The following is a 13,676-nucleotide window of genomic DNA, read 5'->3' as shown; positions in this document are numbered from 1 at the left end:
CTACTTTCCTACACAAAATTCACTAAAAATCTTATTAACTAAGTCCACTTCAAGCTCTGCTCCAGTAATTTCTCCTAAAGACTTTAAAGCTGAAGTAACATAAATTGAAATTAAATCTAAATACTCATTTAATTTTACTCTTTTCTCAGCCTCATTACAATTTTCTAAAGCTCTATTAAGAGCTTGTTTATGCCTATTATTAGAAATAATTAAACTTTCAGTATTAACTTCTCCACTAAAAAATAATTCTTTGATTTTTATTTTCAAATCATCTATTCCAAACCCTGATGTAGCCGATATTTTAATAATGTTTTTCAGATGTTTTAAATCTTCTTCATCAACCTTTGTTTCTAAATCAACTTTGTTTAAAATAACAATATATTTTTTATTTTTTATTTTTTCAATTATTTCCTTATCATCATTATCTAGCTTTCTAGATGAATCAAGAACTAAAACAACCAAATCTGATTGATCCATCTTTTCTCTAGACTTTTCAACCCCAATTTTCTCAACTATATCCTCAGTATCTCTAATTCCTGCTGTATCCATAATTTTTACTGGAACACCATCTAAGTTAATATATTCTTCTATAACATCTCTAGTTGTACCAGGAACATCAGTCACTATAGCTCTTTTTTCCTTAAGAAGAATATTTAATAAAGATGACTTTCCTACATTTGGTTTTCCAATTATAGCTAAATTTAATCCATCTCTAATTATTCTTCCTTCATCTGCTCCCTTAAGTAATATCTCCATTTCATTAATAGCTGTATTTAGTTGCTCCGATACCCTAATTGGAATACTCTCATCAACTTCCTCATCATCTTCAGTAAAGTCAATCGAATATTCAATTAAAGCTAAAGTGTTTAATAAATACTCTCTTAATCTATTTATTTCCCGGGAAAGATGTCCAGAACTTTGCATAACAGCAGACTTCATTGAAAGATCTGTCTTAGCTCTTATAATATCGATAACTGCTTCTGCTTGTGTTAAATCTATCCTTCCATTAAGAAAAGCTCTTTTAGTAAATTCACCTGGCTCCCCAATTCGACAACCTGATTTAATTATTGCTTCTAAAACTTTATTAGTAGCGACTACTCCACCATGGCAATTAACCTCAACAACATCTTCTGCAGTAAAGCTTTTAGGTCCTTTCATATAGCTAACAATAACTTCATCTATAATATTATTAAATTTAGCATCGTGAATATAGCCATATCTCATAGTATAGCTCTTCATATCTAAAACCTTAAAATCATTTATTCCTGTAAATATATTATTCAAAATATCCAAAGCGTTACTTCCAGATATTCTTATTATAGAAATACCACCTTCACCTATTGGTGTAGCGATACCACAGATAGTATCAAATTCTTTCATTAGTTATCCTCCTTAGAAGTGCCTCTTATAATTATTATACTTCTATCTAAACTACTTTATATTTTACAAAATAATAATAAATAAGTCAAAAATAAAAGAAAGCCATATAGGCCTTCTTTTACTAATTCTATTTAATATCAACAATTATTCTTCTATATGGTTCTTCACCTTCACTATAGGTTCTTATATCATCATACATCTGGAGAGCTGAGTGAATAATTCTTCTCTCATAGGGATTCATTGGCTCAAGCTTAAATGATCTTTTATTTTTTCTTACTTTATACGCAGTCTTATCTGCTACCCTCTTTAATGTTTCTTCTCTTTTTTTCCTATAGTTCTCAGTATCCAAAGTTACTCTTCTATAAGGTAACTGATGATTTTTGTTTATTACAAGTGATACTAAATACTGTAGCGAGTCTAAGGTTTCCCCTCTATATCCAATAATAGTCCCCATATTAGATCCTGAAATATCAATATTAATCCCATTTGAACTTTCTTCAATATCAATATCTGCATCTAAACTCATATTATCTAATACTTGTCTTAGTAATTCTTTAGCATCATCAAGAATATTTTCCTTAACCGTAACCTTAATCTTAGCTGGCTTTCCACCAAAGAGATTAAAAAATCCCTTTGACGGTTCATCTATTATGCTAACATCTACCTTATCTTTGCTTAGATTTAATTCACTTAAGGCTTTGTTCAATGCCTCATCTATGGTTTTCCCAACTTTTTCAACTGATTTCATACCATATTCACCTACCTCTTAAATACTCAAGTTAAAAATTTATTTTTTCTTCTTTTTCTTACTTGACTTATTCAGTTCATCATAATCAGACATAACAAATTTTGGAGTTCTAGCAGCTTCTTTTTCGGATTCTATTGCAATTACTTGCTGTTTCTTTTTCATTGCTGGTTTATAATTTATAAAGTAAGTCGTAGCTAATTGAATAACTCCACCTAAAACCCAATAAATAACTAGTATTGATTTAAATTTTAATGCCATGAAACCCATCATTGCAGACATTGCAATACTCATAGTTCCCATATTCATGCCGCCTTCTGCTGCTGGTGGAGTAGATTTTGACATTAAATATGAAGGTACATAAGTTGATAATGCCGCAAGTACTGGTAAAATGAATAACTGATCAGGTTGACCTAAATCATTAATCCATAGGAATGAACCAGTTATATCCATATTATAAAATGTATAATAAAGTGCCATAAGTATCGGTAAAGGTAATAATGATGGTAAACATCCACCCGTCATACTTATGTTATTATCTTTATTATATTTCATTAATTCAGCACTAGATTTTTGTGGATCATTTTTATATTTTGCTTGAATTTTTTTTATTTCTGGTTGTGCTTCCTGCATTCTTTGGGTAGATTTCGCAGCTTTGATGTTAAATGGTAATAAAATAGCTCTTATTACTACTGTTAAAATTATAATTGCTATTACATAGGCTAAACCACCCGTAACTCCCATTCCTTCTACAAAAGTATGAAGAGTTTCAAACATCGTTGTAAAAAAGTTAGTTATAGGTGCAAATATAGACATCATATAAGTAAGTCCCCCTTAATTAATATATAGTTTTTTCTACTTAACAGGATCAAATCCGCCTTTGCTAAAAGGATTACACCTAAGAATGCGCCAAGCAGCCATACCCCCACCCTTAATGGCTCCATGTTTCTCAATTACTTCTATAGCATATTGAGAACAGGTAGGAATATACTTGCACCTTGGTGGATTCATAGGTGATATATTTTTTCTATAGAATTTAATTAGACTTATCATTAATTTTTTCATTATTATATAAGCCTACTTTCTTAAATAAGTTATCAATGGCCTTATCGACTTTCTCATAACTTTTATCCTTAATTTTAGTTCTAGCGATAAAAACAAAATCATATCCTTGTTTAATATTATCTAACTTTATTCTATAGCCTTCAGTTACTAATCTTTTGCTTCTACTTCTAACTACGCTATTACCTACTTTTTTGCTAACAGAAATTCCTATTTTATTATATTGGTTTCCCTTATTATCTCTGTTTTTTCTATTTTTTAAAATATATAAAACTAAAAGATCATTTGCAAATGATTTTCCCTTCCTATATATTATACGAAATTCAATATTTTTCTTTATTCTATAAACCATAGGTAATTCCTAACTCCTTTTTTTCTGCATTTGCAGAAAAAAGGCCACAAATGCGGCCCTTATGCTGTCAATTTCTTTCTACCTTTTTGTCTTCTCATTCTAAGAATGTTTCTTCCTGCTGGAGTAGCCATTCTCTTTCTGAAACCATGTTCTCTTTTTCTTTGTCTCTTTTTAGGTTGGAATGTCATGAACATTAACGTTACACCACCTTTGATTGTAGTATTTATAGTAAAAACTATATACATCGTTTATATTTACTCACTAATTATATATATAACCCCTGAAAGTGTCAAGAACCTAGTTACATGTTAATTATTAATTATATTTACCTATTTTTTGTGGATAACTTATTGAACACCTGTATTCTTATATGCTATTATGATAAAGAACCTGTTAATAACATGTTATTAAAAAAATAGTTATCCACATCTGTGGACAACATTGTGCATAACTTGTTAAGTTTTTTATAAATTTCACTATTATTTTTTTTGTTTTTACTGTTTTCAGTGGAATTTATATAGTTTATTGGGTGTTTATAACTATTTACTCTCTAGTTGTTGATAACTTTATTAGTTTTAAATATATTTTACACTTATCCACATGTTGATAATAAACATTAACATTGTCAACATAACTAAAATTATTAACATTTTTAGTTGATAACCTTGTTGATAACAAACTACACTATCATATTTATTATGAAAAAATTTTTTTGGAGGATAGTATATGGATACTAATCTAAATGAATTATGGGAAAAAACCTTAAATATAATTAAAGGCGAAATGAGCGAAGTAAGCTTTAATACTTGGATTAAAAGTTGTGAACCAATCTCTATATCATTAAATACTATAAAGATTAGTGTTCCAAACTCCTTTACCCAGGATATTTTAGAAAAAAGATATAAGGATTTATTAGCAAATTCAATACAAGCCATTTGTTCTAAATTATATACTATAGAATTTCTCATAGCCACTGACATACAACCTGACGAACCGACTATAAAAGTTCCAAATAAAAGAAAGCAAAATGTCATTACTGTTAATGATGAAATGACAACTACATTAAACCCAAAATATACTTTTGATTCTTTTGTAATAGGCAATAGTAATAGATTTGCTCATGCAGCATCTCTAGCAGTTGCCGAATCACCTGCAAAGGCATATAATCCTCTCTTTATATATGGAGGAGTTGGACTTGGTAAAACTCACTTGATGCATGCCATAGGACATTACATATTACAAAACAACCCAAACTCAAAGGTTGTTTATGTATCATCAGAAAAATTTACTAATGAATTAATAAATTCAATTAAAGATGATAAAAATGAAGAATTTAGGCAAAAATATAGAAGTGTAGATATTCTTTTAATTGATGATATTCAATTTATAGGGGGGAAGGAGAGAACCCAAGAGGAATTTTTCCATACCTTTAATGCGTTACATGATGCAAACAAACAAATAATTCTTTCATCTGATAGACCACCAAAAGAAATTCCAACATTAGAAGATAGGCTTAGATCTAGATTCGAATGGGGATTAATAGCTGATATTCAAATCCCTGATTTTGAGACAAGAATGGCTATTTTAAAGAAAAAAGCAGAAGTAGAGAATTTAAATGTTCCTAATGAAGTTATGGTTTATATAGCTACTAAAATTAAATCCAATATACGAGAACTCGAGGGAGCTCTTATTAGGATTGTTGCCTATTCTTCACTAACTAATAGACAAATTACAGTGGAATTAGCAACTGAGGCACTAAAAGATATAATCTCTAAAAAGCAAGGGAAAAACATTACTATTAGTATCATACAAGATATAGTTTCAAGCTATTTTGATTTACGAGTTGAGGAATTGAAATCTCAAAGGAGAACTAGAAACGTTTCATATCCTAGGCAAATAGCTATGTATTTAAGTAGAAAACTAACAGATATGTCCCTACCTAAAATAGGTGATGAATTTGGTGGAAGAGACCATTCTACAGTAATTCACGCTTATGAGAAAATTTCTGATAATCTAAAAACTGACGAAAGCCTGCAGCATACTGTCGCTGATATAATAAAAAAACTAACTCAGAACTAATCCACAACTGTATGTGATAACTTTATAATAACTTGTGGATAACTATAAAATTTTATATTTTAGTTAACAATGTGGATAAAGTGCCCATTTTGTTACGGACTTATCAACACTATTTTGTACAAAGTTTTGTTGATTTTAAAGGGGTTGAACCACTTATTAACAAATCCACAGCCCCTACTACTACTATTACTAAATATATTATATATTTATATCTATATATAGTAACTTTGAACTGTTAACAATTTAGGAGGATTAAGTATGATATTTATATGTGAAAAACATAAATTACAAGAAGGCATATTAATAACTCAAAAAGCAATTACAGGAAAATCAACAATGCCTATTTTAGAAGGTATTTATATAACGGCTAATAAGAAAGAAGTTACACTTATTGGTTCTGATATGGACGTATCCATAGAAACAAAGGTTGAAGCAAATGTAATACAAGAAGGTACAGTCGTAATTGATTCTAAGATCTTCGGTGAAATAATAAGAAAGTTACCTAATTCAGAAGTCAGAATAGAAAGAATAGAAAATGATACATTACAGATATCATGTGAAAAGTCAGTCTTTAATGTTGTATATATGAACTCTGATGAGTTTCCTTCCCTACCTGAGATAGATGAAGAGAAACAAATTCAAATTCCACAAAATATATTGAAAAATATGATAAAGAGTACATCATTTGCTGTAGCTCAGGATGAAACAAGGCCAATACTGCAAGGTATTCTTTTCGAGATGAAAAATAGAAAACTTAATTTAGTTGCTCTTGATGGATATAGATTAGCTATAAAAACAGAATATTTGGATAGTGATTTTGATATAGAAGTGGTTATTCCAGGAAAAACTCTAAATGAGGTTTCAAAAATATTAGATGATGTTGAATCAATAGTAAATATAACATTCTCTAATAATCATATTTTATTTAATTTAAATAAGACGAGGATAATTTCTAGATTACTAGATGGAAAATTTGTTAATTATAATTCTTTGCTGCCTCAAGAACATAAATTACTGGTTGAAGTTAATAAACAGTACTTACAAAATGGTATTGAAAGAGCATCATTAATGGCTAAGGATGGAAATAGTAATTTAATAAAACTTGAAGTCCAACAAGATAACTTAATAATCACATCCAATTCTCAATTGGGAAAGGTCAGAGAAGAAGTAGCAATAATTATGCAAGGAGAAGGAATTCAAATTGCATTTAACTCAAGATATCTTTTAGATGTTTTAAAAAATATGGAAGAAGATATTGTTGTTTTAGAAATGACATCAAGTGTTACCCCGTGTATAATAAAAGCTAAGGAAACTGATTCCTATAGATATTTAGTATTACCAGTTAGATTAATTAGATAGGAGGAGCGTATAAATAAAAATTATTTATACCAAATAAATTTGAAAGAAATAAAGATTAGTACAGAATTTATAAAATTAGATGCATTTTTAAAGTGGTGTGCCATAGCATCCTCAGGTGGCGAAGCTAGAATATATATTTACGATGAATTAGTTAAGGTCAATGGTGAAGTATGTATTCAAAGAGGTAAAAAAATTAGAGTAACTGATGTAGTATCATTTGATGGGGAAGATTATAAAATTATATAAATTATATAAACATGAGTGTTTATTTCTCTATTATGATATAATTATATAGGTGTATATTTATGTATATTAAAAATTTGATGTTAATTAATTATAGAAATTATGAAGAATTGAATTTAGAATTCAAAAATGGTGTCAATGTTTTCATTGGAGATAATGCTCAAGGGAAAACAAATATCCTCGAAGCAATCTACTATTGTGCCTTTGCAAAATCGCATAGAACCTCAAGAGATAAAGAATTGATTCATTGGAATAGTGATAGTTCTTTTGTAAGTCTTAAGGTAGGCAATAATAGATTGGATAAAAAGATAGATATAAATATCTTAAAGGATGGTAAAAAGGCCATAAAAGTTAATTCTAATAAAATTAGTAAAATCGGAGAATTATTTGGAACATTTAATGTTGTTATGTTTTCTCCAGAAGATTTAAAGATTATTAAGGAGTCACCAAGTATAAGAAGAAGATTTATAGATATGGAACTTTGCCAATTAAATAATAAATATTACTATAATCTTGTTCAATACAATAAAGTAATTAACCAAAGAAATATTGTTCTAAAAAATAGAGGCTTAAGTGAAGATATGTTAGATATATATGATAAACAGTTAGTTAGTTTCGGTGAATATGTAATAAAAAGTAGATTAGATTATATAGAAAAGCTCAATTACTATGGTAAAGATATTCATAATGATATTACTTTAGGTAAGGAAAAGATTGAGTTTAAGTATCTTTCATCTGTTAAAAATTTAGATGATATTAAAGAAAATTTCTATATTCAATTAAAAAAAAATAGGAAAAAGGATATAGAAAAAGGAATTTCTACTTCAGGTCCTCATAGAGATGATTTTTCAGTTTTTATTAATGATGTTGAAACTAAGAGTTATGGATCTCAAGGACAACAAAGAACTGCAGTATTAACAATTAAGTTTGCATCATTGAAAATAATAAAAAAGGAAAATGGAGAATATCCAGTTTTGTTGTTAGATGACGTTTTATCTGAGCTTGATTCTAATCGTAAAAAATATATATTAAGTACAATTGGAGATATTCAAACAATTATAACTTGTACTGGAATTTCAGATATTCACGAGTATTTAGATTCAAGTTCTAAGGTTTTTAAGGTTAAAGATGGAAAAGTATCTATTTAGTAAGGAGGATAAGTTATGTTTTTACATTTAGGAGAAAATGTTGTTGTGCCAATAAAGGACATAATAGGAATATTTGATTTAGAGACAACAATGTATGGCTCAGATACAAATCAATTTTTACGGATGGCGGAAGAAGATGGATTTGTAGAAAGAATAACAAAAGACAAACCTAAATCTTATGTTATTGCTGAAGTGAATAAAAAAAGCAAGATATACCTATCTCCTATATCTTCAGCTACATTAAGTAAAAGAACGAATTTTAAGTATAATCCATAATCCAATATTAAAGATTTGGATATTTAATTTTGATATTTTTTAGGAGGAGCCTATGTTAGAAAAGAATAAAGATAAATATGGTGAAGATCAGATACAAGTTCTAGAAGGACTAGAAGCTGTAAGAAAAAGACCAGGTATGTATATTGGAAATACAAGTTCTACAGGACTACATCATCTAGTTTATGAAATAGTTGATAATAGTATTGATGAAGCATTAGCAGGATATTGTAATAATATAAAAGTAATCATCAATGAAGATAATTCAATACAGGTTGAAGATGATGGTAGAGGTATGCCAGTTGGACTTCACACTAAGATGCAAAGACCTGCTGTAGAGGTTATTATGACAATTCTTCATGCGGGTGGAAAATTCGGTGGCGGAGGATATAAGGTTTCAGGAGGATTACATGGAGTTGGTGCTTCAGTAGTTAATGCTCTTTCAGAAAAGTGTATTGTAACTGTAAAAAGAGAAGGACATGTTTGGCAACAAGAATATGAAAAGGGTAAAGTTTTTACTGACTTAAAGGCAATTGGAGATTGTGATACAACGGGAACTACAGTCTATTTTAAGCCAGACCCTGAAATATTTGAAGAAATTGTATTTGATTTTGATACACTTGAACAAAAACTAAGAGAAGTAGCCTTTTTAAATAAGGGAATAAACATTACATTAATTGATAAGAGAGATGACAATACAGTAGAATTCCATTATGAAGGAGGAATAAAATCCTTTGTTTCGTATCTAAATAGAAATAAAGAAGCACTTCATAAGGAACCTATTTATGTAGAAGGACTTAAGGATAATATTTCAGTTGAAGTTGCTCTTCAATATAACGATGGATATAATGAAAATATATTTTCATTTGCTAATAACATTGATACAGTTGAAGGGGGAACACATTTAGTCGGATTTAAAACTGCATTAACTAGAGTATTCAATGATTATTCTAAGAAGTTTGGCCATTTAAAAGAAAATGATAAAAACTTATCTGGTGATGATATTAGAGAGGGGTTAACTTCAGTAATATCTGTAAAAATAGAAGACCCACAATTTGAAGGACAAACAAAGACAAAACTAGGTAATAGTGAAGTTAGAGGAATTGTTGATTCAATTGTTGGAGAAGGTATGAGAACATTCTTAGAGGAAAACCCAGCAATAGGTAAGATAATAGTTGATAAGGCACTAATGGCAGCTAGGGCTCGTGATGCAGCTAGGAAAGCTAGAGAATTAACAAGGAAATCTGTATTAGAGAGGTCTACACTTCCAGGTAAACTTGCAGATTGTTCATCTAAGGATCCTAAGGAATGTGAAATATATATAGTCGAAGGAGATTCTGCGGGTGGTTCGGCAAAGCAAGGAAGAAATAGAAGGTTCCAAGCTATATTACCTTTAAGAGGTAAAATACTTAATGTTGAGAAACAAAGGTTAGATAGAATTCTAAACGCAGATTCAATAAGATCAATGATTACAGCATTTGGTGGAGGAATCGGGACTGACTTTGATGTAGAGAAGATAAGATATAATAGAATAATTATTATGACAGATGCTGATGTTGATGGAGCTCATATAAGAACTTTATTATTAACATTCTTCTATAGATATATGAAAGACTTAGTAGATGGAGGACATGTTTATATTGCACAACCGCCGCTATTTAAAGTAAGTAAAGGTAAAAAAGAGGCTTATGCTTATACAGATCAAGAGCTAACTGAAGTACTTACTGAGTTTGGTGGAAAAGATAATTCAGTTAACATCCAAAGATACAAAGGTCTTGGAGAAATGAATGCTGAACAATTATGGGATACGACAATGGATCCAGAAAAGAGAATATTACTAAAGGCTACAGTGGGTGATGCCATGGCTGCTGATGAAATATTCACTATACTTATGGGAGATAAAGTAGAACCTAGAAGAGCATTTATACAAAAAAATGCTAAAAAAGTAAGTAATTTAGATATCTAACACTAATATGAGGTGAAATACATGGAATTTAATGAAGGAAAAATTATACCTGCGGATTTAACCCAGGAAATGAAAAAATGTTATATCGATTATGCAATGAGTGTTATAGTTGGTCGTGCATTACCCGATGTAAGAGATGGTCTAAAACCTGTTCATAGAAGAATATTATATTCTTCACATGAATTAGGTTTATATCCTGATAAGGGATATAGAAAATGTGCAAGAATAGTTGGAGATGTTTTAGGTAAATATCACCCACATGGTGATACATCTGTTTATGATGCCTTAGTTAGAATGGCTCAAGACTTTTCAATGAGATATATGCTAGTTGATGGTCATGGTAACTTTGGATCAGTAGACGGAGATAGTGCGGCTGCAATGAGATATACAGAAGCTAAGATGAATAAAATTGCTGTAGAAATGTTACGTGATATTAATAAGGATACTGTAGACTTTGTACCAAACTTTGATGGTGAGGAAAAAGAACCTTCAGTAGTACCTTCAAGATATCCTAATCTATTAGTTAATGGATCTTCAGGTATAGCGGTTGGAATGGCAACTAACATTCCACCTCATAACTTAGGTGAAGTTATAGATGGAACAATAATGCTAATGGAGAATCAAGATATTGAAATATTAGATTTAATGACCGTTATTAAAGGACCAGATTTTCCTACAGGTGGAATCATAATGGGTAAAGCTGGAATAAGAGCTGCATATGAGACTGGTAGGGGGAAGGTAGTTGTCAGAGCTAAGGTTCTAATAGAAGAAGAAAATTCAAGAAATAAAATTATAGTTAACGAGCTTCCATACCAAGTTAATAAAGCAAAGCTTATAGAAAATATAGCTGACCTTGTTAAGGATAAGAAGATAGTTGGTATATCAGACTTAAGAGATGAATCAGATAGAGATGGTATGAGAATAGTTATAGAATTAAAGAGGGATGCAAATCCTAATATTATTCTAAATCTTCTTTATAAGCATACTAAGATGCAGGATACTTTTGGAGTAATAATGCTTGCTTTAGTAGATAATCAACCACAGGTTTTAAATATTAAAGAAATTTTAAACCACTATATTACATTCCAGAAGGAAGTAGTAACTAGAAGAACTATATTTGATTTAAATAAGGCTCAGACAAGAGCTCATATCTTAGATGGTTTAAAAATTGCATTAGATAATATTGATGAAGTTATTAGTATTATTAGAGGTTCAAAAACTTCAGAAATAGCTAGAAATACATTAATAGAAAGATTTGAGTTCTCAGACAAGCAAGCTGCTGCTATCTTAGAAATGAGATTAAGAAGATTAACAGGCTTAGAAAGAGCTAAGATTGATGAAGAGTATAATGAGTTAATGAAACAAATTGAATATTTAAATTCTATACTTGGAAGTGAAGAAGAATTACTTCAAGTAATAAAAGATGAATTAATAGAGATAAAGAATAAATACGGTGACGAAAGAAGAAGCGTCATTGAAAAAGTAGTAAATGAAATTGATATTGAAGATCTGATACAAGAGGAAGAGGTAGTTATAACTATTACTAATAATGGTTATATTAAGAGAATATCTGCTGATACTTATTCTGCTCAAAGAAGAGGTGGAAAAGGCATTCAAGCAATGACTACCAAGGATGATGATTTTGTTGAACAAGTAATTATAACTTCAACACATTCAGATGTATTATTCTTTACTAATAGAGGAAGAGTATATAAGTTAAGAGCTTATGAGATACCTGATGCTGGAAGATCAGCTAAGGGGACTAATATTATAAATCTTATAGCTATTGAGCCTAATGAAAGAATAGAAACAGCTTTATCTGTTAGAGATAACAATAAAGAAGGATTCTTATTTATGGGAACAAAGCAAGGAATAGTAAAGAAAACACCATTGATACAATTCAAGAATTTACGTAAAAATGGATTAATTGCTATCTCATTAAGAGATGGTGATGAACTTCTTAAGGTTAAGGTTACTCGTGGTGATGCTAATATAATTATAGCTACTCAAAATGGATATGCTGTTAAATTTAATGAGTCAGATGTTAGGGCTATGGGTAGAACTGCATCTGGAGTTAGATCAATAAGACTTAAGAATGATGATGTAGCTGTATGTATGGACATAGCTGTAGAGAATGAAGAATTATTAGTTATAAGTAAAAATGGATATGGTAAGAGAACTCCAATAAGTGAGTACAAGGTACAAAATAGAGGGGGAGTAGGCTTAATTACTTATAAGATTAGTGAGAAGACAGGAAAACTTGTTGGTGCAACAATGTGTAATGAAGATGATGAGCTTATGCTTATTAATACTAGTGGTGTAGCAATTAGAATTAATGTTAGAGATATATCTGTAACAAGTAGATCTGCTATGGGTGTTACACTAATGAGAACCAATGAAGAAGAAAAGGTAGTTGCAATAACTAAAATTGGAGCAACAGATACACAAAATAATGAATTAATTGATGAAGAAAATCCAGATACACAAGATAATGAATTAATTGATGAAACAAATTTAGATAATGAAACCAATGAAACCAATGAAACCAATGAAACCAATGAAATTGATGAATTAATTAAAAAAATAAACCCAGATGATAACATTTAATTAAAAACAAAGAGAACTTTAGTATAAATTAATACTAGAGTTCTCTTTTTAATTACTAATAAATTACAATATATTTATAATAATATCGAACTCACATCCTAGTGTATCAATATAAGGATTATAAAGAAAAAATTAGATATATGGAGTAATATTATTGTAACTTAAATTAATGATTAATATGGCAATATACAAGTTATTATTTTATGGTAAGATAAATCTCATCAGTAAAACAACACATAAAACAAGAAAAAACAAAACTAAAAAGCTTTGATGAAACTTGTTGACAGTACTTTGAAAAAATGATATAATAATGAAGTCGCTTAAGGGTGATAAATAAATTGGTCTTTGAAAATTGAACAGATATTAATTAAGTTAAAAACCAGCAATTCTTTTTTATGAGTAAGTTTTTGAGTAGATTAAACTTTTTATTGAGAGTTTGATCCTGGCTCAGGACGAACGCTG

General features: G+C 29.6%; 13 protein-coding genes. 7 read left to right on the top strand and 6 right to left on the bottom strand.

Annotation, left to right across the window (positions count from 1 at the left end; all coding sequences use genetic code 11):
* From mnmE to rpmH, 6 genes are all read right to left on the bottom strand, one after another.
* A complete protein-coding gene (gene mnmE / locus CLVI_RS12415) occupies positions 1 to 1,380 on the bottom strand; it encodes a tRNA uridine-5-carboxymethylaminomethyl(34) synthesis GTPase MnmE (RefSeq protein ID WP_106060450.1) in 1,380 nt (459 codons plus the stop codon).
* A 127-nt stretch (positions 1,381 to 1,507) separates the two neighbouring features.
* Positions 1,508 to 2,128: an RNA-binding cell elongation regulator Jag/EloR gene (jag, locus tag CLVI_RS12410; RefSeq protein WP_106060449.1), complete on the bottom strand. Its 621-nt coding sequence runs from the start codon at positions 2,126 to 2,128 to the stop codon at positions 1,508 to 1,510.
* Between the two features lie 39 nt (positions 2,129 to 2,167).
* Complete coding sequence (gene yidC / locus CLVI_RS12405; protein ID WP_423237135.1) at positions 2,168 to 2,935, bottom strand: membrane protein insertase YidC; 768 nt, start codon at positions 2,933 to 2,935, stop codon at positions 2,168 to 2,170.
* Positions 2,936 to 2,980: 45 nt separating this feature from the next.
* Positions 2,981 to 3,190 carry a membrane protein insertion efficiency factor YidD gene (gene yidD, locus CLVI_RS12400; protein ID WP_106060447.1) on the bottom strand — a complete coding sequence of 70 codons (210 nt, stop codon included), beginning with the start codon at positions 3,188 to 3,190 and terminating at the stop codon, positions 2,981 to 2,983.
* Complete coding sequence (gene rnpA / locus CLVI_RS12395; RefSeq protein ID WP_106060446.1) at positions 3,162 to 3,539, bottom strand: ribonuclease P protein component; 378 nt, start codon at positions 3,537 to 3,539, stop codon at positions 3,162 to 3,164. Before rnpA ends, yidD begins: the two co-directional genes overlap by 29 nt.
* Before the next feature lie 59 nt (positions 3,540 to 3,598).
* Positions 3,599 to 3,733 (bottom strand): 50S ribosomal protein L34, encoded by a 135-nt coding sequence (rpmH, locus tag CLVI_RS12390; RefSeq protein WP_106060445.1) that lies wholly within the window; start codon positions 3,731 to 3,733, stop codon positions 3,599 to 3,601.
* Positions 3,734 to 4,265: 532 nt separating this feature from the next.
* On the opposite strand from rpmH, the gene dnaA reads away from it, so the two are divergent.
* The 7 genes from dnaA (at position 4,266) to gyrA (ending at position 13,214) form a co-directional block, all read left to right on the top strand.
* Positions 4,266 to 5,618, top strand: coding sequence for a chromosomal replication initiator protein DnaA (dnaA, locus tag CLVI_RS12385; protein WP_106060444.1), 1,353 nt, complete (start codon positions 4,266 to 4,268; stop codon positions 5,616 to 5,618).
* Between the two features lie 258 nt (positions 5,619 to 5,876).
* Positions 5,877 to 6,977: a DNA polymerase III subunit beta gene (gene dnaN, locus CLVI_RS12380; protein ID WP_106060443.1), complete on the top strand. Its 1,101-nt coding sequence runs from the start codon at positions 5,877 to 5,879 to the stop codon at positions 6,975 to 6,977.
* Positions 6,978 to 7,016: 39 nt separating this feature from the next.
* A complete protein-coding gene (locus tag CLVI_RS12375) occupies positions 7,017 to 7,223 on the top strand; it encodes an RNA-binding S4 domain-containing protein (RefSeq protein ID WP_106060442.1) in 207 nt (68 codons plus the stop codon).
* A 59-nt stretch (positions 7,224 to 7,282) separates the two neighbouring features.
* Positions 7,283 to 8,368, top strand: coding sequence for a DNA replication/repair protein RecF (gene recF, locus CLVI_RS12370; protein ID WP_106060441.1), 1,086 nt, complete (start codon positions 7,283 to 7,285; stop codon positions 8,366 to 8,368).
* Positions 8,369 to 8,383: 15 nt separating this feature from the next.
* A complete protein-coding gene (remB, locus tag CLVI_RS12365) occupies positions 8,384 to 8,644 on the top strand; it encodes an extracellular matrix regulator RemB (protein ID WP_106060440.1) in 261 nt (86 codons plus the stop codon).
* Positions 8,645 to 8,696: 52 nt separating this feature from the next.
* Entirely contained in the window at positions 8,697 to 10,607 is a 1,911-nt protein-coding gene (gyrB, locus tag CLVI_RS12360; protein ID WP_106060439.1) for a DNA topoisomerase (ATP-hydrolyzing) subunit B, read from the top strand.
* A gap of 21 nt (positions 10,608 to 10,628) precedes the next feature.
* The gene (gene gyrA / locus CLVI_RS12355; protein ID WP_106060438.1) at positions 10,629 to 13,214 is read left to right on the top strand and encodes a DNA gyrase subunit A; all 2,586 of its coding nucleotides are present in this window, start codon (positions 10,629 to 10,631) and stop codon (positions 13,212 to 13,214) included.
* Positions 13,215 to 13,676 lie beyond the last annotated feature (462 nt).

Source organism: Clostridium vincentii (assembly GCF_002995745.1).
GTDB lineage: Bacteria > Bacillota > Clostridia > Clostridiales > Clostridiaceae > Clostridium > Clostridium vincentii.
The sequence above is the reverse complement of the archived record's forward strand: the minus strand, read 5'-3'. Positions and strand labels throughout refer to the sequence as shown.

Bases quoted from the DNA above. Each gene is read 5' to 3' on its own strand.
- dnaN (WP_106060443.1), top strand. From the start codon at position 5,877: ATGATATTTATATGTGAAAAACATAAATTACAAGAAGGCATATTAATA.
- rnpA (WP_106060446.1), bottom strand. From the start codon at position 3,539: ATGGTTTATAGAATAAAGAAAAATATTGAATTTCGTATAATATATAGG.
- gyrA (WP_106060438.1), top strand. From the start codon at position 10,629: ATGGAATTTAATGAAGGAAAAATTATACCTGCGGATTTAACCCAGGAA.
- mnmE (WP_106060450.1), bottom strand. From the start codon at position 1,380: ATGAAAGAATTTGATACTATCTGTGGTATCGCTACACCAATAGGTGAA.
- dnaA (WP_106060444.1), top strand. From the start codon at position 4,266: ATGGATACTAATCTAAATGAATTATGGGAAAAAACCTTAAATATAATT.
- remB (WP_106060440.1), top strand. From the start codon at position 8,384: ATGTTTTTACATTTAGGAGAAAATGTTGTTGTGCCAATAAAGGACATA.
- rpmH (WP_106060445.1), bottom strand. From the start codon at position 3,733: ATGTTCATGACATTCCAACCTAAAAAGAGACAAAGAAAAAGAGAACAT.
- yidD (WP_106060447.1), bottom strand. From the start codon at position 3,190: ATGAAAAAATTAATGATAAGTCTAATTAAATTCTATAGAAAAAATATA.
- recF (WP_106060441.1), top strand. From the start codon at position 7,283: ATGTATATTAAAAATTTGATGTTAATTAATTATAGAAATTATGAAGAA.
- gyrB (WP_106060439.1), top strand. From the start codon at position 8,697: ATGTTAGAAAAGAATAAAGATAAATATGGTGAAGATCAGATACAAGTT.
- jag (WP_106060449.1), bottom strand. From the start codon at position 2,128: ATGAAATCAGTTGAAAAAGTTGGGAAAACCATAGATGAGGCATTGAAC.